At 54.5% G+C, this 22491-nt stretch carries 22 protein-coding genes and 1 pseudogene; 13 read left to right on the forward strand and 10 right to left on the reverse strand.

The genetic code is table 11. The features are described 5' to 3' along the window. Positions 1 to 28 precede the first annotated feature (28 nt). The 4 genes from hsdR to E2F43_RS18240 are packed head-to-tail and all read right to left on the reverse strand — an operon-like array spanning position 29 to position 6150. A complete protein-coding gene (hsdR, locus tag E2F43_RS18225) occupies positions 29 to 3439 on the reverse strand; it encodes a type I restriction-modification system endonuclease (protein ID WP_133215417.1) in 3411 nt (1136 codons plus the stop codon). Positions 3440 to 3488: 49 nt separating this feature from the next. Further along, on the reverse strand, positions 3489 to 4046 hold the full coding sequence (locus E2F43_RS18230; protein ID WP_133215419.1) for a hypothetical protein: 558 nt from the start codon (positions 4044 to 4046) through the stop codon (positions 3489 to 3491). Positions 4047 to 4088: 42 nt separating this feature from the next. Then, on the reverse strand, positions 4089 to 5867 hold the full coding sequence (locus tag E2F43_RS18235; protein WP_133215421.1) for an N-6 DNA methylase: 1779 nt from the start codon (positions 5865 to 5867) through the stop codon (positions 4089 to 4091). Between the two features lie 22 nt (positions 5868 to 5889). Further along, on the reverse strand, positions 5890 to 6150 hold the full coding sequence (locus E2F43_RS18240) for a hypothetical protein (protein WP_133215423.1): 261 nt from the start codon (positions 6148 to 6150) through the stop codon (positions 5890 to 5892). 1183 nt (positions 6151 to 7333) lie between these two features. On the opposite strand from E2F43_RS18240, the gene E2F43_RS18245 reads away from it, so the two are divergent. The 5 genes from E2F43_RS18245 (at position 7334) to E2F43_RS18255 (ending at position 9118) form a co-directional block, all read left to right on the forward strand. Further along, positions 7334 to 7837, forward strand: a complete 504-nt coding sequence (locus tag E2F43_RS18245) for a hypothetical protein (protein ID WP_133215425.1) — start codon at positions 7334 to 7336, stop codon at positions 7835 to 7837. A gap of 193 nt (positions 7838 to 8030) precedes the next feature. Beyond that, complete coding sequence (locus E2F43_RS19130) at positions 8031 to 8198, forward strand: hypothetical protein (protein ID WP_165954396.1); 168 nt, start codon at positions 8031 to 8033, stop codon at positions 8196 to 8198. A 4-nt stretch (positions 8199 to 8202) separates the two neighbouring features. Beyond that, a complete protein-coding gene (locus E2F43_RS19135; RefSeq protein WP_165954397.1) occupies positions 8203 to 8379 on the forward strand; it encodes a hypothetical protein in 177 nt (58 codons plus the stop codon). A 35-nt stretch (positions 8380 to 8414) separates the two neighbouring features. After that, positions 8415 to 8657, forward strand: a complete 243-nt coding sequence (locus tag E2F43_RS18250; RefSeq protein WP_133215427.1) for a hypothetical protein — start codon at positions 8415 to 8417, stop codon at positions 8655 to 8657. 41 nt (positions 8658 to 8698) lie between these two features. Then, complete coding sequence (locus E2F43_RS18255) at positions 8699 to 9118, forward strand: antirestriction protein (RefSeq protein WP_133215429.1); 420 nt, start codon at positions 8699 to 8701, stop codon at positions 9116 to 9118. Positions 9119 to 9295: 177 nt separating this feature from the next. Here the strand turns inward: E2F43_RS18255 and E2F43_RS18260 are convergent, their stop codons facing one another. Continuing rightward, positions 9296 to 11941, reverse strand: a complete 2646-nt coding sequence (locus E2F43_RS18260; RefSeq protein WP_133215431.1) for a hypothetical protein — start codon at positions 11939 to 11941, stop codon at positions 9296 to 9298. Positions 11942 to 12191: 250 nt separating this feature from the next. Then, a complete protein-coding gene (locus E2F43_RS18265; protein ID WP_133215433.1) occupies positions 12192 to 13079 on the reverse strand; it encodes a hypothetical protein in 888 nt (295 codons plus the stop codon). A 553-nt stretch (positions 13080 to 13632) separates the two neighbouring features. Here E2F43_RS18265 and E2F43_RS18270 point away from each other — a divergent pair. The 3 genes from E2F43_RS18270 (at position 13633) to E2F43_RS18280 (ending at position 17379) form a co-directional block, all read left to right on the forward strand. Then, positions 13633 to 14835, forward strand: a complete 1203-nt coding sequence (locus E2F43_RS18270; protein ID WP_133215435.1) for a site-specific integrase — start codon at positions 13633 to 13635, stop codon at positions 14833 to 14835. Between the two features lie 330 nt (positions 14836 to 15165). Continuing rightward, positions 15166 to 16287, forward strand: coding sequence for a hypothetical protein (locus E2F43_RS18275; protein WP_133215437.1), 1122 nt, complete (start codon positions 15166 to 15168; stop codon positions 16285 to 16287). Between the two features lie 66 nt (positions 16288 to 16353). Further along, the gene (locus tag E2F43_RS18280) at positions 16354 to 17379 is read left to right on the forward strand and encodes a DUF429 domain-containing protein (protein WP_133215439.1); all 1026 of its coding nucleotides are present in this window, start codon (positions 16354 to 16356) and stop codon (positions 17377 to 17379) included. 245 nt (positions 17380 to 17624) lie between these two features. Here the strand turns inward: E2F43_RS18280 and E2F43_RS18285 are convergent, their stop codons facing one another. Further along, positions 17625 to 18239 carry a hypothetical protein gene (locus tag E2F43_RS18285; RefSeq protein ID WP_133215441.1) on the reverse strand — a complete coding sequence of 205 codons (615 nt, stop codon included), beginning with the start codon at positions 18237 to 18239 and terminating at the stop codon, positions 17625 to 17627. Between the two features lie 14 nt (positions 18240 to 18253). Next, positions 18254 to 18586: a hypothetical protein gene (locus tag E2F43_RS18290; RefSeq protein ID WP_133215443.1), complete on the reverse strand. Its 333-nt coding sequence runs from the start codon at positions 18584 to 18586 to the stop codon at positions 18254 to 18256. A gap of 489 nt (positions 18587 to 19075) precedes the next feature. Between E2F43_RS18290 and E2F43_RS18295 the strand changes: the two genes are divergently transcribed. From E2F43_RS18295 to E2F43_RS18305, 3 genes are all read left to right on the forward strand, one after another. Then, positions 19076 to 19618: a hypothetical protein gene (locus E2F43_RS18295; protein ID WP_133215445.1), complete on the forward strand. Its 543-nt coding sequence runs from the start codon at positions 19076 to 19078 to the stop codon at positions 19616 to 19618. Positions 19619 to 20005: 387 nt separating this feature from the next. Then, positions 20006 to 20395, forward strand: a complete 390-nt coding sequence (locus E2F43_RS18300; RefSeq protein WP_133215447.1) for a glutaredoxin family protein — start codon at positions 20006 to 20008, stop codon at positions 20393 to 20395. A gap of 47 nt (positions 20396 to 20442) precedes the next feature. Further along, complete coding sequence (locus E2F43_RS18305; RefSeq protein ID WP_133215449.1) at positions 20443 to 20655, forward strand: RNA-binding S4 domain-containing protein; 213 nt, start codon at positions 20443 to 20445, stop codon at positions 20653 to 20655. A gap of 214 nt (positions 20656 to 20869) precedes the next feature. Here the strand turns inward: E2F43_RS18305 and E2F43_RS18310 are convergent, their stop codons facing one another. Further along, positions 20870 to 21208 (reverse strand): hypothetical protein, encoded by a 339-nt coding sequence (locus E2F43_RS18310; RefSeq protein ID WP_133215451.1) that lies wholly within the window; start codon positions 21206 to 21208, stop codon positions 20870 to 20872. 228 nt (positions 21209 to 21436) lie between these two features. Beyond that, positions 21437 to 21574 (reverse strand): hypothetical protein, encoded by a 138-nt coding sequence (locus tag E2F43_RS19505; RefSeq protein ID WP_338054603.1) that lies wholly within the window; start codon positions 21572 to 21574, stop codon positions 21437 to 21439. A gap of 114 nt (positions 21575 to 21688) precedes the next feature. Between E2F43_RS19505 and E2F43_RS18320 the strand changes: the two genes are divergently transcribed. Then, on the forward strand, positions 21689 to 22384 hold the full coding sequence (locus tag E2F43_RS18320; RefSeq protein ID WP_133215453.1) for a crotonase/enoyl-CoA hydratase family protein: 696 nt from the start codon (positions 21689 to 21691) through the stop codon (positions 22382 to 22384). A 26-nt stretch (positions 22385 to 22410) separates the two neighbouring features. Then, positions 22411 to 22491: pseudogene (locus tag E2F43_RS19570) on the forward strand (IS6 family transposase); the annotation flags it as partial.

Below are 22491 nucleotides of genomic sequence, written 5' to 3' on the forward strand. Positions count from 1 at the left end.
TTACAACAGGATCACGACCGGTCACTTTCTAACCAGTTTGATCCCATACAGCTTCGTTGATGGCTTCCAGCAGTTTGGGTAGTTCTCCATCAAACATCTTATTGATGCGGTTGAACCCGCCCTTGCGGCTCAGCGCACTGTCATTGATGGACTGCTCATCCAGGGCCAGCCGGGTCTTGAGCAATTCACCAATATCTCTCAGCAGGTTCTTCTGGGCAGGTTTCCACGGCTTCTGACCGAGGATGACACCGATAGCGTTATCCACCCGCTCCTCCCAGGGCACCAGGGCATCACCGACGGCAGCCTTCCTGACGTACCCGACGATCCTGGCGGCGATATCCTTGTTGCTCTCCAGGGCCCAGGCCTTTCTCAGGTTCTTCTCGGTAAACTGCGCCTCGGACAGCTCCAGCATCAGCTCCTTGATCTGCTGGCGGGTTATCTTACCCGGCTGGTGAATGATCGTCTTCAGGGCAATCATGTCGTTTTCGTGGTTCTTGATGAAGGCCTCGAACTCGCTCAGGTAATCCGCGGGGCTGACCGTCTTGCCGTAGTTCTCAGCCACATCGATCAGTTCATCGTCCTTCTCGCTGATGAAAATAACCGGGGGGCTGGACTGGGATTTCTTGTCCAGCAACTCGCCAAGACCGGGGTGGTTGATAAACCAATCCGCTACCTCGCCGATAGGCAAGCCCCTGATATTATTGATGAAGTTCTCGGGCGTTTGGCCCACCTTGGCCTCAAAGGCCTCGCGGGCTTCATCGCTCATAGTTCGCCGCTTGCGCTGCAACTTGGCTACAAATTGATCACGTGCCTGGTCCTGCTGCTCGGCGTCGTGGGTCTGCCTGCCGATGATCTCCTGCTCCAGCTGCTGGAAGCTGATATTGGGGTTCACCACCACCGGTTTCATGTTGGTGAGGGGTTCCAGGTTGTCATACAGGTTCACGGCGTCGAAGATCCGGAACACCTCCTTGCCGATCTCCGGGCACTGGCGGGTGGCCCGGCCCTTCATCTGCTCATACAGGATGCGGCTCTTCACCGGCCGCAGGAACACCAGGTTACAGATTTCGGGGACATCAATCCCCGTGGTCAACAAATCGACCGTCACCGCGATATTGGGCAGGCGGTCATTCTTGTAGAAGCGGATGGCTTCCAGCGGCTTGTCCGTGGCGCCCGTGATCTTTTTGACCAGGCCGTCCTCGCACTCCCCGTAGGCCACGGCAATAGCCTCCTTCATCAGGCGCACCACCATATCCGCGTGGCGGTCGGTGGCACAGAAGATCAGGGTCTTGTCCGGTTCGAAGGGATCGATGTTCTCCGCTAGCACGTTGCAGACAATGCGGTTGAAGGCCTCGTCCTCGATCACCCGGTTGATCTTGGAAATGTCGAAATTGACCTCGTCCTCGACGTGGGCGTAGTCGATATCGTTCTTCAGGCTGTCGTAATAGGCGATCTTGTCCCCCACCGCGTAGTCGATGCCCTCCTGGTTGTGCCGGGTCTTGATGTGGAACGGGGGCTCATGATCGATCAGATAACCGTCGATCACCGCTTCCCGGTAGCTGTACAGGAACACCGGTTCGCCGAAGATCTCGGTGGTATGCAGGGCGGGAGTAGCCGTGAGACCGATTTTCACCGCATCGAAGAAGTCCACCACCCGGCGGTACTTGGATATGTAGTCGTTCTGGGAGCGGAACTTGATCTCGGTGTCGTCCAGCTCCCTGTCCAGCAGATAGCCCCGGTGGCACTCGTCCACCACGATACAGTCATACTGGTCCACCGTGGGCCGGTCATCCTCTGTATACAGAATCCGCTTCACCATGCCCTGGACCGTGGCCACATGGACCTGGGTCGCGCTGTCGGGGGCGGCTTCCTTCAAGCCCTTGATATTGAAGGTATCGGCGAAGGTCTGCTGGTTCAGCATCTTGGTGGTTTCGAAGGCATCGGTGGTCTGGGCCCCCAGGGCACTGCGATCCACCAGGAACAGGATGCGGCGGAAGCGCTGGGCCTGGAGCAGGCGGTAGATCATGGCGATCGCGGTCTTGGTCTTGCCGGTACCCGTTGCCATAGCGAGCAGAACATGGTCCTGCCCGTCCCGGATGGCCTGCTCAGCGGCCTTGATGGCGTCGATCTGGTAGTAGCGCAGCTGGAAATCGAAGTTGAAGCTCTGCTGCTCCAGCTTTTCCTCCGCTTCATCCAGGTTCTGCTTGAGGAGGTTCTGCAGGCCCTCGGGGCTGTACCAGCCATCATTGGCTTTGCGGTTATTTTGGGGACGGCGGAGGTCTCGGAACCAGATGCCGGACATCTCCTGGTGCTGCTCCAGGTAGGGACGGCCATTGGTGGCAAAGGCAAAGGGGATTTTGAAGGTGCCCTTATCAGGGTTACCCGCCTCAATGGGCCAGGCGCTGTCCAATAACTCTATGCCGTCGCCGTCAGCAATGTCGCGGCTGTAGCGCTCCGCCTGGTCGATGTCCCCCGCGACGCTCTTCGAGGCTTTCTTGGCCTCCACCGCGGCCACGGGGGCAAGTCCATAGAACAAAATATAATCAGCAGGCCCGGATGCCGTGGGCCACTCCGCGATGGCCTTGAACTTGCCGGCCTCCGGACGGCCGCCACTGGCGTATCGAAGGTTCTCGGTATCAGCCTCCCAACCTGCATCGCGCAGTTGCTGGTCAATGCGCAGGCGAGTCTCGGCCTCGGTTTCATACCAGACAGAGGTCTTGATGGCCTCCTTGACCTCCGCTACATTTTCCTGAGCCTGGGGTGTGTCTTTGGCAGCTGCCTCGGCGATCTGGTGCTGATGCTGTTCAAAGGCCTGCTTTGCCTCCAGGTAAGCCGCCTCCTGCTCGTGGGCCAGGGACTGCCAGACATCGGCGTCCTCCTTGACCCGCTCGGCATACTTTTCCAGCTCCGCGGCCCGCTGCGCCTCGGCTTCGGCCAACTGCTGGGCCACGTTCAGTTCACGCTGCGAGGCCTGCTGTGCCCTAAGAAGCACGGCAATGCGCTCCTCCATCTCCCGAACTTGCGAAGCGGGGTCCTCGGGCTTCTGGAACGCACCTGGCTTCCACCCCTTGGCAGGCCTGCCGAACGTCTTGTGATACCAGGCAGCCAGACCCCATGCGGTCCTCAGTCCCTCCAGGGCCTCCCTGTGAGTGGTGGTGAACTCATGGGTAGCGACATTGCCTGTACGGCGGATATGGTGGAACGCATCGGTCACTTCCCGGGGCAGATTGACCTCTTGTTGCACCTTGCGGAGCAGGTCTAGTTGGGTAGTTCTTTCCTCGGCCTCAATACCCAGGCGGCTGGCGATATCCTGGGCCAGGGCCTCGCCAAGCTGGCGGAGTTTGAGGAGGGTGGTGTTTGGGTCAGGTACGAATGCTCGCTCTGCAGTACTAGCTAACTGCAGTAATAGTGGGTCGTGGCTTTCAAGAAAATTGAAATTCATTGCTTGCTACGTCCATATATGCAGCGACATTCCAAGACCTGATAGTACATCACTTCCAACCCAGGACAGGCTCACCGGTATATTCCTCAACCATTTTTGCCACATCAGATAGGAAGGTGGCCCAGGACGTCGGGGGTATTGGATAGAAGGCCCTCACCGGGCCATCTTTCAACCCACAGTCTGAGAACGCTTGCTCCCTTTCCGGAGTCCATACTATGGCTTCTTCTCCGGTAAACACCTCGAAAACGTCTTCAGGAATGCGCACTTTCAAAAATGAGACATCTTGTCCTGCCTGTTGGCACTCCTCGACAATTCCCATCAGTGAAATGCGCTGACGCCTCTTGTGCCGATCTCCGTAGGGAAATTCGGCGCGTTTGCTGTGGTAAAAGGCTATGCCATCTCCTTTCTGGATAACGGAGTCTCTATTGAGCACCTTGCCCCAGACTTGCGAGGAAAATAGGTAGCCGTCATCGCTCTCCTTGCTACTAAGTTGAACATCGCCTAAGAATTCATCGACAATGCCCCAATCGCTACCACGACCAGCTGATGCACTTAGTGCAAAAAGCCACCCGCTCCGGGTAGCAAGAAAATTGTCCAAACTGCTCATAATCTTCTCTTCCTTCTCAAATCAAAAAATTGCTCTACGAGATCAGTCGAGCGACCACAGTTCATTCATCGCGCTGCTGAGTTGACTCTGAATATCATCAAGTTGTACTAGCAGCCGTTGAAGTTCTTCATCATTCTGTTCGACTTGATTTATTTCATCGGCTGTCATTAATGGTATCGGCAGCTTCTTCAGGTCTTGCATTTTGATCATGGGTACTGCGCCGGAAGTAGACCAACGAGATATAAGCGCTTTGCAAAGAGGCGAAATCAGATATCGGTGTATTACCAGCGGCGGCATTTTCTCTGCGTTTTTCGTTCTCAAGATGACGAAAGATTGATTACCGATACAACCCTCGAACTCCTTTGCGACAAGTGCGCACTTACCTAGGCTACCTTTGATCGCGAACAGTACGTCGCCTTCCTGCAATACCTGCCGCCGAGCACGTGACAGATCTTTGTCTAGAGGCATGATTTCTCGCATGCCCTCAGTCGCTTCTATAACTCCATACTCATTGACTTGCGCCGGAGACACCTCTTTAAATTTTTGTGCAAATAACGAGTTGGCGATGTCGGCAGAAGTAGTAGCAGATCGAATCGCCTGGCACCGGATTATCTCAGTCACCTCACCCAACCGAAGCGTAGTCTCAAACGAGTCAACCAGGCGCTGGGCTCGTTCCTGATCTGAGTCGACGATGTACCGCCTGATATCGAGGTTTACGTCATTATCGAGAACTTCGCTGACGGGTACGTATTTGGATTGCTCAGATTCTTTATCGCTATCGAACAGCTGAACGATTGCGTCGACGTCGACCAGCTCACGATAAGATGATCGACTCGAATGACGGGACATCTGGCGTGCATCGATAAACTGGATGGCATCAAAGCTGTCTATTGTATTAATAATAATAATGGCGGGGGCAGCGCTCATACCCACAACCGTTCGCTCCGGAAGCTGAACCACCGCGTCAAGCCGCCCAGACGCAACCAAGTTGCGTTTAAATTCTGCTTCGTCGCCAAAACTCTTATGGAGCCAAGATTGCGGGACAACACAGGCTATACGCCCGTTAACCCGCTTCATGGCTGCCATGATTTCAGCCACGGTAGTGCTGACATTGGCAAATTGGGCACCTGATTCTAGTTTACTCATCGCAGGCCGCGTGGAACGGCTACCCCATGAATCGGCAATAAGCCCAACACTGAAGGACTCTTTCAGACCAGCGGTGCCGAGGTCGTGTTTACCCCGGAGCTCAACGTCAGTACCCGCTATATCGAATACCGCCCGCTTGAAAGACTCCCCGGATTGGACACCTAGTTCATAAACCGTTGGGGCTCCAAGGCTGGCGGCCAAGGCCATTGTTTCGGCAGCGACTCCTCGGCAGAGCACTCGGGTGTCAGCGCTACCGTTTTTCGCGGCAAGCTGATATGACAACTTGGCCATCTCGAACGGGATTCCAAAAAATCCTGGCGTGGCCCTGTACCAAAGATTCAGCATCTGCAGCGCAACATCCAAACTGGGGAGATCTGCCTGGAGTACAGAGCTGACAAGCTCCCGACGCATACTGATCGGTATCCGCTCGAGTAGCTCTGACACCATCACCGCATTCAGTCGTTCGCCCCCCCGAGCCTCCAGCCGATCGCGCAGGTATTTCACGCGCTCTGACTTCTCTTCGGTTGATAACCACGCGGCCAGGTCACCCTGCGGCACCATAACGCCGATGTGGAATAGCTCAATAATCGCCCGGGTAGCCTCTGATTGGCTCAGTGATTCTTCGCGAAGCACCTCAACCGCATTCCAGAACCACTTGTCGTCTTTCTCAATCATCTCGATTTAATCCGTCTTGCCACTAGTGGCGGGTGTAACTGTCCAACCTGTAAGTCGTGATGTCGACATCGCCGTCACGTACGAGCACGATTCCTCCCTTTTCTTGCATCTTAATCAAAAGCTTGCGTAGGCGATCGAGTTCCTTGACCGCATCCGCACACGCTTTACCGTTCACATAGCACAGATCTCCTTTTTCAACCCCGAACTGGCTTACCAGGTCGAGCATGCCCCCCTGAATGCCACGCTGAGACATCCTGCGTTGTATATGTCGTGTTCTAGCCATCGGCCCTCTCCTCACACTGGTCACTTGTAGCCATCGTGGAGGAATATCTCCTGATTGTCAATAGTCAGGGATTGACTAATTTAAGTTATATGCTACTTTTGTCACCAAGATTAAAGCACGGGAGCAGCATTGAATGAAGCCAACTATCAATACAGTCTATTGGTGCCCAATCTGTGAGGGTGGCGTTCGTGCCTACCAGGTAGCGAAGCACATTCGGGCACACGGCCCTGATGCAGTCACAGAAGATAATGAAGACTATGTTTTCGGCTTGCTACTGGAAGTGAATTCGATAAGGAAACAACTACATAGAGAAGGCAAACCGTCACGGCAATCAGGCTCGCTGGGCAGTGCGACCCAGTGGAGGCGCATCCAAGTTGTGTCTGGTGGCGGCTGCAATGGAACTGGCAAGCGAAGATGACGGGCCTCGAGGTAGTCTTCTATAGCAATTAATCCGTGAGATATGTGCGACCATTTGAGAAGGGACTCCATGATTAAATTGATGCTAGTTGTATATGCCGTGAGCTTCTCGCTGTTCGGGACCGCCCAAACGCCCATCCCCCGCGTCAACCACGACTGCCCCACCGGCTACTACCGCGCAGGTGACTACTGTCAGCCCCTCTCATCAACCCGAGACAACAACGCTATCGTTAAACAGGGCAAGTCTTGCCCCAGGGGCTTCTACTCTGCCGGAGATTACTGCAAGCGTATGAGCGGGTCAGACAGGGAAGCGGTCCCCAGGGAGGACAGTGGTGATTGTCCGACTGGTTGGTATCGAGCAGGTGACTATTGCGTGAAGTAAGGCATGGGTTGTTAGACCTCGTATGCTCTCTTTGAATTACGAAAAAATTTATAAAAATTCAAAAATTCAAAAGCATCTGCGCGGGCATCAATGACTCCGCTTGCCTTGAGCTACATGGCACCCTGTCCCCAGCCAGATTGATTTTCCCTTACCTTGCGCGACAAATCCCTTCCTATATAACCCCCCTCCCCAGACCCCCTTTCGATCCAAATGTGATCATCGATTTGCCGTAGCAAATTTGAAACCAAATAAAAGCCCGACCCAGAAATTGAGAAAAAGCGCGTATCTAATATAGAACGACTCGCGTTGCACCGGCCGCTGTCTCAGCGACATACAACCGCATCATTCACCCCGTAATCCATGACCCTACAAGGAGGGCACCCTATGCCTACGAAAAAATCATGCATGACCTCGGACAACACTATCCAGGTGATGAAACAATCCAACTGCCCTACGTCCTCAGGCAAATCTAAACTCGGCTATTCCATCGGTATCGACGAGGCCGGCGAGATCTACTTAAAGCTCACCAGCAACTCTGGTGGCGGCTTCTTCAGCGAAGAATGGGTTGACTTCACCGCCATCCAGGGCGCCTGGAATAAATGGCCCCAGGATCAGCCCCTGACAAGCTTTGCCTTATCCAAGATGTTCCGGGGTAAATCTGCCAACAATCCGGGCTTCCTCACCGCTGTTCTACTGGCGGAGGGTCTGTTGGAGCGTGACGGCGATAACAAGCGAGTCTACCGGGTAGCCGACCCAGGGCCTTTCCTGGCTAGCATCAAGGGAACTGAAAAGGGCTCGAAGAAGCCTGCCCGCAAGGCCAAGGCGCCGCCTCGAAAGAGCACCACCACTCGGCGCAAGTCGGCGACCCCCTCCAGGAAGAGCAGGTAGTCTCCGCAGGCCCCTCAGACCGAGACTAAGTCGGCAGGCGTATTCCCCTCGCCGTCTGTAACCTTCTGAAGCGCAACGCTTTTTCCAGACGCCGGATATCGCTTTTCCCTATATCGACCTTATACCGACCCTTCCGGCCTATGGCCGTTTTCCCAACTTAAACAATTACTTACAGCAAACCAAAGGAGGATTGATGCTTTCCCTCACCCTCGTCCTGTCCGTCGTTCTGGCTCTGCTAATCGGCTCCACGCCGCTACTGGTGCTGGCCGTCACCGGACTGGCGATCAAGTTTCACCCCATCACTGCCCTCACCGCCCTCGTGGCGGTTCTCGTGTGGCTGTTCTACCAACTCAGGAGATAACCGTATGCAAACCTACGAAGACTACCTACCCGACGCCCTGGAGATCGTTTCTGCCTGGGAGATTCCCGAGGAGGAATTCGCCCAGGTGGTGAACGACCAGGCCCGACTGATGGCTGGTTCAGGCGTTGAACCCACCCCGGAGATTCTCTTCACCAGCCCCTACCTCGCGCTCCAGTTCTAACCCCCCCCAAAAAAACACCAAAGAGGAGTTACACCATGAAGACACCCGCCCTGCGGGAGGTCAGCACTCGCCTGGAGGAAGCCGTTGCGCTTCTTCCGGGAGAGCCTGCTGGCCCCGCTGACCTGTACGACCGGTATGAGGAGGTGGCGATCGCCATCCTGGACAGTGAACACGGGGATTTCATTCCCGGCGAGCTGCAGGAGTACCTGGAGACCCTGCTCTATGCCAAACAGCTGGAGCTGGGGCTGATCCCTTTCCCGGATCCCGCCGAAGCCTGAATCTGCTTATCACCTTCCACCCAAACTTTCTGGAGAACACCATGAGTGATACCCACGCCATCCGCAGCACGCTGGTTCCAGAGGATCAGCGCCTCGATATCACCGCCGATCTATTCGGCGCCCACTTCCCATTGCGTTTGGAGCCCGTCATCTACGGCATTACGGACAGGATGGCCCCGGAGTACCACGGAGGTTACTGGCATTTCTATGCCCTGGACAACGGCGGATTCTATATGGCACCGGACAACGACAAGTGCTTTCTGGTGCAGAGCAGCAACTGCTGGCAGGGAGAACTATCAGCGGACGCCCTCGGCATTACCGCCTGTCTAGCCACTTATAGCCACCTGTCATTCAGCGGTGACCCCGTCTTTTCCCGGACCTGCGCTGAGCACTACCACCTGTTGCGAGAATTCATATACCAGCACCCGGAGGTAGCGGCGATACTGGGCGCCATTGATTGACCACTGGGAGCGAAAAAATTTCGATGTATAGATAGCAGCAGCCGTTGATGAGAAGGGGTATCGGGGTTTTCGGGGTGGTCGACGGCCCACAAGCGGAGAATACGCGTTATTCAACGCAACAATTCAGCAACAGGCTGACAACTACCCCGAGTACCCCGATACCCCGACACCCCACGCTTAGTGATTATTCCCGTTCGTACCTTCTGGCGGCAGTGCCATATCAACACCCGCGCGCACCACGCGATACTCATGTGCATGCTTGCCCTGCAGGCCCCGACGATCCTTACGCTCCAGGCGTAAGCCGTCTGCGATGCGACCTTCATTCCTGGAGAGGTACCAGCCGAGCAGTCTGTTTTCGATACGCCGGTTCTTGCCGGCGACATCAATCAGTGCATCATGGAGTGCATAATCCTTGGTTGTGCCGATGCCATTCGAGTGTTGATTTCCGTCCGGGGTATTGGCGAGCGAGGACGCCGTTACCCAGGCCGATTTATGCACGTCGTGCCAAGTGGTCAACAGGGCTGCCAGATTTTCCGCCTCAGGATCAGACTGACGCAGGCGCTCCTGGGAAAGTGCCGGACTGGGCAGTTCCAGCCATTGAATCGGGTGGCACACCATCTCACTCCACCGTTCGAAGCGCCCCAGCCGCTCATCATCAAACGCGGTACAACCCGATTGCTGATAGCCTTTCAGGATCGTGAACAGGGCCGTTAGCAGTTTTGAGCGGTTCTTACGCACGTGACCGACGAGGTCCTTCTGCTTGAAAGTGCGCCGCTCAGGGTGCTCGACCCCGGCATCGAGCTGCGTAAGAAGAGTACGGCGAGTCATATCGCCGCGAACAGTAAGATTGTTACCGGTGGCAGCCAACGTGCAACAGACAGGCACCCTGATCGTATTATTGGTCCCCAACTGCCGATCAGTCCATTCTGTCGTGGTCAGCAGCGCGTTCAAGGAGTCACCGCCGATCGGCCTGGAGTAGTTGTCCAGGTTGATGCTCGTAAAGCCCTGAGAAACGAAAGAGGTAATGCGCTTCCGCATCTCCTCCTCGCTGTCCCTCCCCTGGACCGGCGGCATGAGAGCCGCATCACGGCCGCGCACGATGATATTGGCGATTTCGACCAGCAGACCTTTCCCGGTGCCGGGTGTGGTTGCTGAAACAGCGAACATAGGCGCGGTAGGCAATACAGCCCGGACCGCCAGTGTAAACAGGTAGGCAAGGACCACCGCCCTATCCAGGGATTCATCCACAAAAGGAAACTCCTCGAACGGTTCCATGAGTACCGACAAGGCAGCAAGCGCTTCTTCTTTCGACACCTGCTCAGGCAGAGTAATGGGAGCGACGCGTCCCTCAACATACAATTGTGAGGCAGGATCGTAGCCAGGGGTTGAAAGCAGGCTACCGTGCTTCTGAAGAAGCGGACACTCGCTCAGACCCTTCAGCGGAGGGATACCGCCCCACATCCCATAGCCATCAAGTAATGCCGAAATAATATTCGCGGGTGGGTCAGCAGGGTGCCATCCCTGCTTTTTCGAGTACTTCTCCCAGCGAAACTGCTCACTAAGCGTCACCAGGAGGTTGGAGTGACGCAGGGGCAGGATGCTGGCGGTGCCCGAGGGCAGGTGAATTCCATCATCCGTGACCTCCTCCCCTGAATGCGCCACACGAACCAGTTGCATGCCGCGCTGGTATACCGGCGGAGGGTGCCGCAGTGCCAGCTCAGAAACAACCGTCGAAAAGACCTGGGGGATCGTACCGGCCTGGATGCGGATCAAGGGCCGGGGGTCGAGTTCGCGCGCGTATGCAGCGCACGCCAGAGTACCATCTCCCTTGTGATCGAGAATCCGGAACAGGTCAAAAGCGTCCTTGGCGCGGGTTTGTCCGTCATTCTCATTCAGCGGATCAGAGCCGTGGTGGGAGTAAGCCCGCCAGATACCGTCGCTGCACCGGAAAAGGACCACGCCTGCTGTACCGGTGGTCGAACCAGGACACAACAGGCGATAGGACGGGGCATCGTTTTCGCGCCCAACTTGAGCAAGGGTGTAACCTTTTTCTTGCAGGTAGCTGACCATCTGCTCCGGTTGGCCATGTGCTTCGTTATAGCGAGCGGGAATGCTATCGGAGTCTCGAGGAGGGGCCTCAGTGACCTGAGCATCTACCGCGTCCAGTGTCAGCGGTTCGCGCGTTTCTTCTGCATCGGCCTCGATCTCAGGAATCCGGTGTCCCTCATGGTGCAGGCACACGTACTCACTATCCTCTTTCGCCAAACGCGGAAAGTACCACGGCTGCGACCAAGCAGTGTTTTCCTTGACGTTCACCAGGTAGACCTCCTCAGCTGCCAAGCGACGAAAGATCCAGTTCAGCACCCCCTTCATCTCCTCAGCGTCTTTCGACTCCAGGGGAATAAGTACACGATAGCGGTTGCCCTTGTGCGCCTGCCCATGGGAATGCGTCGTGTAGAGAAGGTGGGAGAGGTCCTCTTTAACCAGCACGTCGTGGACACGCTGCGGATCGGGGGCACCTTCGGAGACACTCCCGGTTGCCGGGTCGTATCGGCTATCGCAATCAACCACTACGAGGCTCGAATGGGCGATGTTGGCATCCCCGCGTACCGGAGCCCCCTCGACAAACGGGCCCCTGACAAAGTACGACCCGTCCTTTTCATGAACAGGGGGCCTATTCATGAACCGTTCGCACAGCTCAGTAAAGCTGACGTCCCATGCCTCCAGGGCGGTGTTTTTAACCCCGCCATCGCTCTTCGCGAGGTGCAGGGTGCGTTCAGTCAGATTGGCTGCTTTTGCAGCATCAACAGTCTTACTGTTCATAGTAAATGTTCCTTTACTACCCCCATAAGGCGGGGGAAGACCACGCACAGCGCCTGCTGCACGCAAAAGGCAGGCGTTTCGCGAAACAAGGAGGGTGGCTCTGGCAGATAATGCCAAGTAGAAAGTGTTTCTATTTCAGGGTGTTACAGGCTGGTAAAAATATCAGGGGGCTGCAGAACCGCGACGTTACCGGAAACTCAGGTAACGCAAATAACGCGGGTCAGCCCCTAAGGGGTTAGTCGTCGGTAGCTCAATTTTCCTTGTCTCGGCTGTCAACAAGCCCTTGTGTACCCTTGATGAAGTTCCCGGCTTCATCGTCTTCGGCATCGAACGTATACCCGTCATCGGCACCGCCCGGGCTATCGCGGTTGTCGTCATACTGGACATGCTTCGCACGACGTCGCTCACGCTCTTCACCGGCATTGCGCTTGTCATCGAGGGTGAAGTTTGCCTTCCAGCCCTCTGCAGGGGAGAAGGCTGAAAATGGCTTGGCAGCGATGCCCGTTATCTCCCTCAGCGCCTTTCTCAGTTTTGACATCAAGGTCTTCTGCTTTGCTGGCGCACTCTTCCCCGGTGAAGCGTTGGGTACCCGCCCTGCATCTGCAACAGTTAGAAGAAGAGTCCCTACGCTATTGAGCTGTTTATCGCGTCGCGCTATCAATGGCGTCCCTTCAAGGTCATGATCCGCTCGATAGCCTTCAGCAATAACCCGCAGCTTGTTCGCCGCCCGCAGCTCCAGGGTGACACCAGACCAGTCACCGGGGACCTCTTTAGCCGCGGATGAAAAGACTTCACCATGGTTTGCGTCGTCTGACGGGTTGGCCGGCAGTTTCTCTGCTAAATCTTTGTAAAACTCATCCATGCCCGCTAGACGGATATCCAACGGAGGCTGAGCTGCCCATAGCAGGAGGCTTTCTCCACTTATTAGTGGCTTTTCTGGGTTAGCCAGTAGATGCTCAATTTTTGCGTCTCCCCCGGTTAATGCATTGGCGTTATCGAGTATTTCTAACCGGACAGTCTCCGCCTGCTCGCGCAATTCATGGACAACTTCGATCTCTGCATTCAATCGCTTGCTTAGAGCGGGATTGCGCGTGATCGCGGTTTCAAATCTCTCCTCCAATTCGTCAAGGATATTCATCAACGACCCCGAGTAAGTTTCGAAATGTTTCGGTAGTACGCAACCCTCACGGTCAATTACCAGTGCATAAATAGCGTCAGACAAAGAGAGCCGTTTCGGAAATCGCATAGTAATAGCCGTTTTTGAACTACCCGATAGTTTGCCATAACGCGCGATAAGCGTGGACCGGTAAAGGCTCTATCAACTGAGTTCGGCTCAGCACATCTTCGTGGGGTTTCGGGGTATCTGGGGTTGTTGTCAGGTCAACTTGTATTGGGTGCCGCCAAAGTTTTGAGCATTCTTCTGCATCAGTATCGCCCGAAAAATACCCCGAAAACCCCGAAACCCACATATCCTCAACATTCAAACTTTCATCGTCTTTCCCTCCCTCCCTTCGTCGTGACGACGACGTTCTAACTCACTGATTTTAGGACAAAAGTTCGGAAAATCTTTGTGCCTTTCACGTTGAAACTGGTGATTATTTTCCCATAGATACGCCTCTTCTCGTCCACAACCAAAGAAACCATCCGACAAACACACTGCCTTTCATAACACCCCTGCCTAGGAGACACTCATGCCCAAAGTACTGCTCACCGATAAGTTCCTACAGACCCACCTCAGCTGCCCTGACGGCAAGCGCCGTACCGAGTACTGCGATACCCGTATCCCCGGTCTATACATTGAAGTCAGATCATCGAGTCCTGGCGGCGGCACATACTACCTCCGCTATAAGGACGCCACTGGCAAGACATGCCACAAGAAAATCGGTCGCACCGACGAAATCAGCCTTGCCAATGCCCGTAACCAGGCGAAGACCCTGAAGGCGGAAATCCAGCTAGGCGCTGATCCCTGTGCGGAAGCCCGCCGGAGAAAAGAGGTACCAAACTGGAATACCTTCTTCACAGACCTCTACCTGCCCTACGCGAGGCAGCACAAGCGATCCTGGAAGGGAGACCAGGTGATGCACCGTCACTACATCAGCGATGAATTCGGCCGCCTTCCCATCAACAGGTTCCGCAAGGATGCTGTGGTCGCATTCCACAACCGGCTCAGGGAGTCCGGCTTAGCGCCTGCCACCGCTGACCACTATGTGAAGCTGATACGGCGGGCTCTGAACCTGGCTGTAGAGTGGGATATGATCCCTACCAACCCGGTAGCCAGAATCACGCTGTTCAACGCCGACAACCGGATAGAGCGCTTTCTCTCCCAAGAGGAACTGCAAAAGCTACTCCACACCCTGGACACTGTGGATGCCCGCCGAAGGACGGTAGCCATGGTCGTCAAGTTCCTGCTGTTTACAGGCGCCCGGGTTGACGAGGCTCTCCAGGCTCGATGGGCTGATATCGACCGCAAAAACCGCACGTGGACGATTCAGGCCGCAAACAGCAAAAGCAAGCGGCGCCGCTCCATCCCGCTGAACGATGCAGCTATGGCCATACTCGACCAGCTGCGCACCAGGAACCGGTCAGAGTGGCTGTTCACGAGCAGCCGCAAAGCCAGGGATGGCAGCGGTGGCCGAGAGCGCATGACGTCGATCAACAAGGTCTGGCAACAGATACGCGTAGACGCCGGTTTGCCTACCCTGCGACTGCATGACCTCAGGCACAACTATGCATCCATGCTGGTCAATTCTGGCCGGACGCTGTACGAAGTGCAGCAGATCCTGGGGCACAGCGACAGCAAGGTGACGGAGCGCTATGCCCATCTCTCTACGGCGACCCTGCAGGACGCAGCGAACAGTGCTGGCGAGTATGTCAAACAAGTGACAGGCAAATAGGTACTCCCGCCTGCCTACTCATGCCTGCGATTACGGTCGCTATACCTAAAAGCCGCTGGCAACCCCTTCTCGGCCCCTCCCTGGGGCCAAATTCCACGCCTACTCCTTGGCCTGTATCTGGGGGTATCGTCCTCCCAAAAGCCAAGAGAGCGTGATGGACGGGCGAAATCGGGCCGGCAGCAGGCCCCGGCGTACTTCCCCCTGGCGTTTGAAACGATTCTGTATCCTCCGCAGAAAACCTCCTCGCGCGCGCAGGGCGGTTCTCGACGCCTACCTTTTCCTCAATTAATGTATGGATATCTCAGCTAACTGCGCTCTAAGGACATAACAATGACTACAAACACCCACATTGAAACAGCCCCACACCCTCGTTGGGTGCTGCTCGCAACCATCGGAACCGTTGCACTGGCGTGGTCAGGCATTCTCGATGAGCTATCCACGCGTCATATCGACAATGCCCTCCTCGGATCTGGGGCGATCTACGCCACTGCCAGAGGCATCAATGCCCTTGTATCCGTGCTCCAGGGCACCGAGATGAACGCTTTCCTGCTCACGTTCACAGTTGGCGAGCTTCTAGACCCGGTCAACGACCTGATTGAGCGCTTCTCAGGGGTGATGATGCTGGCCTTGGGGTCGCTGGCCCTACAAAAGATATTGCTAGAGGTAGTGTCCGACGCAACCTTCAATATCCTGCTCACCGTGCTCGGGGTCGCCGTCATCGCTACAAGCTACTTCGGATTTGATTCAACGTACCGAAAACTGGCTCGATTCTTTCTGGTCACGGTCGTCATCCGCTTTTCCTTTGCGTTGATGATCCTTGCAAATAGTTGGGCAGATGCCGTATTTCTCGACGAGGGAGTAAAAGATCGGCATGAGGACATACGGAGCTTCCATAATGAGCTGACCACAATCAGCGCGAGAGCGGGCATCGAGACTGGAATCGCAGATGAAATTGAAACAATCGAAGAGCAGATAGTACTTAACGAAAAAGCGCAGGAAGATGAATCAACGACGCTCTATCTTAATCGCACCCGCTTAGAAGAGGCCGAGGCAAAGCTGAAGGCCGCCGATCAGCGCCCATGGTGGAGAAGACTGCCTGGAGAAACCACTATTGAGATAGAAGAGTTAAAAATCGAGATACAAAAGCTCGAGGAGGATATTGAGGGAGGCGAGCTTACACTTTCAGGGTTACGTGAAATTGGCGAGGCGTTGCGAGAGAAACTTGACTGCCTCGGGAAGAGATCTGCAGGGGAGACATGTTCGTTCTTCGAGAGATTCGGAAAAGCTGCTCAGTCTTTCAATATCAGAAAGCAACTAGACAAAATCGCCGATCGAGTTGACGCATTTTCCTCCAACCTGATTAGTTTGCTGATGGCGTTAATTCTGAAGTCAGTAATTTTCCCTCTATTGTTTCTCTACATTTTGGTCCGCGCATCGAGGTTCGCTTTATAGCAATGTGATGTGAATCAGACGAATTTGGTCTTTCTCATTTAAGCAGATTCCGGAGGCGGCTTCGATATGCCACTACAAGATGATGTGAACGCTATACTCGTTGCCCTAGAGGCTAAACACCAGCGGTGTACTTACAACGCAATGGCAACATTTCTAGGTATCAGCCTTCCGAGTCTGTTCTCAGCGCTAGGCCAAAGACGCCCCCACGCCTCCTGGATCGTCAACCAGAAAACCCTAAAGCCAACCAAGTACACCAAGGCACAGGAACACCCCTACCTCTACGACAATCCTGAGGTCATATCTAGCGATCAGGAACTGGCTACATTTCTCGGCCAAGTCGCTGGCACTCCAGAGGCGGAACCTGTCGTCACCTATACCGAAACCGCCTGCTATGGCGTAGATGGCTGCAAGGGTGGTTGGCTGTTCGCAAATATTCTGGGCGGAGAACTTTCATTCGGGACTGTCCCCAACGTTGGGGACCTGGTGGAAAAAGTAGCCGATGGATCACACATCTTTATCGATATCCCGATCGGCCTCAGATCCAAGTCAGCCGACGCACGGCTATGTGACCAGGAAGCCCGCCAGATTCTGAAGCCCCGCCGAACCTCCAGCGTCTTCAATGCCCCCATTCGCGAACTCCTTTCGGCTGAGGATTACGCCTCGGCCAACGCGCTCAGCAAACGTCTCATCAACAAAGGGATCAGCAAGCAGTCCTTCAATATCATGGACAAAATCCGGGAGGTGGATGGCCTACTACAGGGAAGCTCTAAGGCCAGGGCACTGGTCCGTGAAGTTCATCCGGAGGTCTGTTTTTGGGCTATTGCTGAAGGTAATGCAATGAAGTATGGGAAAAAGACTGAGGAGGGCTTCAAAGAAAGGCTTGAGTACATCCAGCGGTATCTCCCTAATGCTGGCCAGACTATTCTAGCCGCATTAGACCATTACCCCCGATCATACGTCGCCAAAGATGACATACTAGATGCTGTGGTCGCTGCGATCACGGCGGCACACCCAGAGCGCTGGGCTACTCTGCCTGCCGCACCCGATCTGGATGCAACCGGACTACCGATGGAAATGGTGTATCTCAAATAGATGGGAATCCCACACTCTGCATGGCTCGAATTACAGGGGTACGGTCAGTGATGCACACTGTATGCGACCCAAAACTGCCTGATTCTGGGCAGGTGTGGGATGGTGTTGTGGCAAAATCTGGGGAGTGGTTGGAGCAGGCTCGGGAGGCGATGTAATACGCACTATGTCTAGATCGACCACCTATTGGGACGCAATGCCTATCATAGGAAATTGCACGACTTGAATGTAGTCATTATGGCAGATCGCTACTCGAATGCTGCCGGTCCACCCAGAATTGTGGCTGCCGCATCCTCGACGGAAAATCCATCCAAATAACAGGCACGCTGAAAAGCCTTCCCCATGTTTTTTAGCCCTCTTCTCTGCTTTCGTCGAGCCCACCACCCAGCGTCATCATAGGAAACCCAATAGTGGGTCCAAGCTGCGGCCAACTCTGGGTCGAAGGTGTATACGGCACCAAACAATGCTAACACTCTTGATAGCCCTGATATTTCATCACGGGTCCGCTTTACAAAATACTCTTCACAACTATCGTCAAGGTGCAATTTCACCAAGGAAGATACATCTTCTACTACGTCATGGAATATTGCTTCTCTTTGTTCCCTCGTTAAGTGGTCCCAGTCTCCACCCCCAAGCTTTTCTCCGGAATACTTCCAGTATTCACGATGATCGTAGTCAGGATTTTCCATTAGATATGGCAGCACCTCTTCAGCAAGGTATGGCTGCGACAATCTCAATACTGAGCCACTGTTTGCGGCATCTTCACCAGCACTGACGAGCCAATTGGCATTGAAGAATACGCACAAAATCAAAATACCTTTCGAGAATCGAAACACACCCCTGTTATAAGAAAGCAGTGCCATTTACTTAATCCAAATTAAGCACCATTGGATTGGTTTTTCCTGGCCTCGTTCATTTCGATAATTGCCTTCTTCGCCTTGTCATCCAACTCCTTTGACGCCTTCTCTGCTGCTGGTTTGTCTATCAACGCCTCCTTTGCCATACCCAACTGTCCAATAATCAAAAGGACACCTATCAGTGACCACCAACTGTTTATATCTGGCTGAGTTAAGGGGGTTAGAATGAACAGCACCGCGATTCCGAAAATCAGTAGATGTGCAATTGCTTTCCTCAGTGCCCACACGGCGCCTATGATAAATCCTAAGACGATGAAGCTAACAAGCGCATCACTCGGTTGAATCTCGCTCATCTAACCCCCTCTGGCCACAAACCAATCTAAACATTGAACAAACCTACTCCTAATTGTCACAAATTTCCGCTACTGCAATAATGATGTTGATCAACGGCGGGCATCTGTTGAACTAGTCGGTGCTCAATCAGAGTTCGGTAGAGGTTCGGAGTTCGGTTTAGAATTCTCGTTACGATTCTGCGGCTTACTTCCAATCGATTCGGAAAACCTAGCCCGCCGGGTTCGGCATACGGTCGGTTTCGGGTACAATACCGCCGGCCTCGAGGAAATCTTGTTAGCTTTCTTCCGCTTAGTACACCCAAACCGACCTGTGCTCCCTCCTCATAATCGGCAGGTCGAAGGTTCAAGTCCTTCTGGGCCCACCATTTTCTATAATTTTCAATGAGTTATAGACCCTAACACCGCCCGACTATGCCCGAGGGACAGGTAACAGCGGACAGCCATAAGTCGGAGGCTCACCGCAGCAAGCACCAAGACAGGACACACTGAATGCTGAGCATCAACAAACTTGAAAAAGTGATCGAACTGGAAGAGACCCTGCGCGCCGAGTACGAGGGCAAGCTCGAAGCTGCCCAGGCCGAGCTGGAACGCGTCAAGCAAGAGCAGGCAGAGCAGCAGGCACAACTGCAAGCAACCATCGACCAGCAACTGGAGACCATCCAGGACCTCACTGCCAAGGCCACCGACAACCAGAAGGTGGAGCACCAGAACCGTGAGCTGACCAATCGCAGCGAAAATCAGCAGGAGCAGATTGCTACCCTGAAGCAGCGGGTAAAGGCCCTGCAGAAGGACCTGGCCAGTGAGCGCGAACAACTCAAAGAGCTGAGCCAGTACGACCCCAGGCGCATGAAGAAGAACCTGGATGCGAACAAGAAGAAACTGGCCGAGAAGAGCCGGGCCAATGAGCTGCTGCAGAAATCGCTGAAGGAGGCTAAAGGCGAGAAGCTGGAAGCCGAGCGGAAAGTGCAGGAGCTGGAGCAGGAGCTTGAGGGGCTGAAGGCGGATTTGCAGCCGGAGGAGAAGGCGGCTTAGGTTGTCTCAGGCCGACACGCTGGCTACTTGAGGGTGAGGGAGGAGCGTTGCTATTGCGCAATTCGTCAACTCCGCGGAAATTCTAGGTTTGCCCGGCACGGCTCGCTCCCCCGAGACAGGCATTCATAGCCGCTTGATGATCCGCTCCTCTACGACTCCCAGGCCAGGTATGCCTATAATCATTCCTGCGTGGGACATCGGTGTTCTCTCCATTAAACGAACTTCGCAAATTCAGTTTAATGAACATCGGTGTCCCCCGTTAATGATGAAGAGCCTAGTTTTCAATGACTTAGCTATAGCTGGAGCATCCGACTATTCCGCGGGAATAGGCAAGATTCATAGACCCAAAGTCTGATGGTCGACCATAGCCAAACAAGAGATACGACAATGCGCATCATCCGCCTGGTACTCGGCAAACTGATCCTGTTCTTCAACTGGGTATTCACGCCCAGAAGCATCAAGCGTGATCCTGCGGCACAAGCCGTGGTCGATCAGCAGACCGCCAGCCTCGCCCTATACCAGTACGAGGCCTGCCCTTTCTGCGTGAAGGTGCGCAGAGCGATGAAACGCAATGGACTCAACATCGAGACCCGGGATGTAAAGCGGTCAGAGTCTGCCCGGGAAGAATTACAGGCTGGCGGAGGGAATCTGAAAGTGCCCTGCTTGCGCATCGAGGATAACCAGGGCCAGGCTGAGTGGATGTATGAATCCTCCGATATCATCCGCTACCTGGAGCGCAGATTTGATCCGGCAGCACACAACCCTGTCGCTGCGTAAATCACACCGACTGTTTCCGCCACCCAAATTCGCACAGGTAACCACCGATGAGACAAGTAGACATCACCAGAGAGCCGGTTGAGCTCTACAAGATACTCAAATTCGAGGGACTGGTGAGCACCGGCGGTGAGGCGAAATTGCTGATCGGGGACGGTCAGGTCACGGTCAATGGTGAGGTCGAGACCCGGCGGCGCAGGAAGATGGTGAATGGCGACGTCATCGAATTTCGGGGTGAGCGACTGCAGCTGCGGCTGGTGTGAAGTGAGTGAAGGTCTCGTGAGGAACCACCGAGTGAGCCGATGCACCTGACTGACTCGACATCGGTCCAAGGACGCCATCTCCCATTCAATTTCCCAGCCCAGGTATGCCCATAATCATTCCTGCGTGGACACCGGTGTTCTATCCATTAAACGGTCTTCGTAAAATCAGATTGATGAATGCTGTTGTCCACCGTTGATGACGTAGAGTCAATCGCTACCTCAGTTCCTGAGAAAAAAGATCACCAGCGGCAGATTTACCCGGAAGAGCAATGTACTGATCATAAACAAGTTTGGCATGCTCCCAAGAATCACACATCAGCGGCCTGAAGTGCCGCTCCACTTTCGCATTCGAGCTAAGAGACATGAGCGCCCCCAGTTTTACTTCCACTCCAGCAAACTCCGCAGCATTCAGCAGACGTCCAATGTTATCCACATTGATGCTGCCAAATACGATTGGACTGGGAACCAACCGGTGCACTCGCCTTGCGTCACCTTGCGAAGAAGCTTCCTTGCTCCACTCGTAGCGTACTTCTCCAGCCAAAATCAGAATCATATTCCATGCCGCAAAAGGCATCGTTGAATCGCCTTTGAGCCACCTCCTTGCCTGCCTTTCTCCTGCACCTAGCTGAACCGCCATCTCCGAGGGTGACCAGCCAAGAGATAACGCAACCGCCGAGGCCGTTTATTTGTCCTATACTTTGGTCAATCTCGAGAAACAGGGTTCCCATGTCAGCATAGTGACGAAAGAAAGAGCGAATACCGACACCAGCTCGCTCGGAAATCATTTGCGCGGTCGGAACAAAACACCCTCTTCCATGAGTTCCAGGGCAGCGTCGATGATAGCCTGACGACTCCGCTCGCTGCGAAGACGCCTGCCATCTACACCGGCGGAACCCCCGTTATCGGCTGTCTTGTTCACCGTTTTTGTCCTTACAGTTTTGTTACTCAACCACGTCAGATATTATCACAGCAACTTGTACAGCAGAACACATAATGGCATCATATATGTCATTTATTTACAGGATAATCGAAAATGAAGTATGAGATAGACAACAACATCGCCACCCTGACATTTGACGACGGAAAGGCCAACGTTGTCGGCGTAACGTTTCTCGAGGAGATCAACGCGTGTCTTGATCGCGCGGAAGAGGAACAGGTTGCCGCCGTTATCCTGCGTGGACGCGAGGGGATGTTCTCCGCCGGCTTCGACCTGAAAGAGTTCGAGAAGGGTGTAGAGGAAGGTCTATCCATGGTGCGGCAAGGTTTTGAGCTACTGATTCGCCTTTACAGCTTCCCGCTTCCCCTGGTCGCCGCCTGCACCGGCCACGGCATCGCCATGGGCGCTTTCATGATGATGTCCTGCGACATGCGTATCGCGACCCGCGGCGATTTCAAGATGAGCCTGCCCGAGACCCGTATCAGCATGGATTTGCCTCCGATACTGCTGGAACTCACCAGATCGCGCATCAGCCGCAGGCACATGACCCGGGTAGCACTACTCTCCGAAGTGTATAACCCGGAACAGGCAATAGACGCAGGCTTCGTTGACGAGGTAGTCGACGCAAGCGAACTGACCGCACGGTCCATGGCTGTAGCGGCGGAACTGGCACAGCTGCCGCAGCAGCAGTTCGCCGCCAACAAGCTGGCGATACGTGGCAATTCCTTACAGGTCATGAAGGACTACCTGGCCAATAACGGGCGAGGCTCACCGAGGGTATCGACAAGTTAACTCGCCGAACTTGATAGAATTGGCGCATGAATACATATAAGCGCCACCGGTTCCCTCCCGACATCATCAGCTACGCTGTCTGGCTGTACTATCGCTTCAATCTCGGC

The sequence above is a fragment of the Seongchinamella unica genome (assembly GCF_004354085.1).
GTDB lineage: Bacteria > Pseudomonadota > Gammaproteobacteria > Pseudomonadales > Halieaceae > Halioglobus > Halioglobus unicus.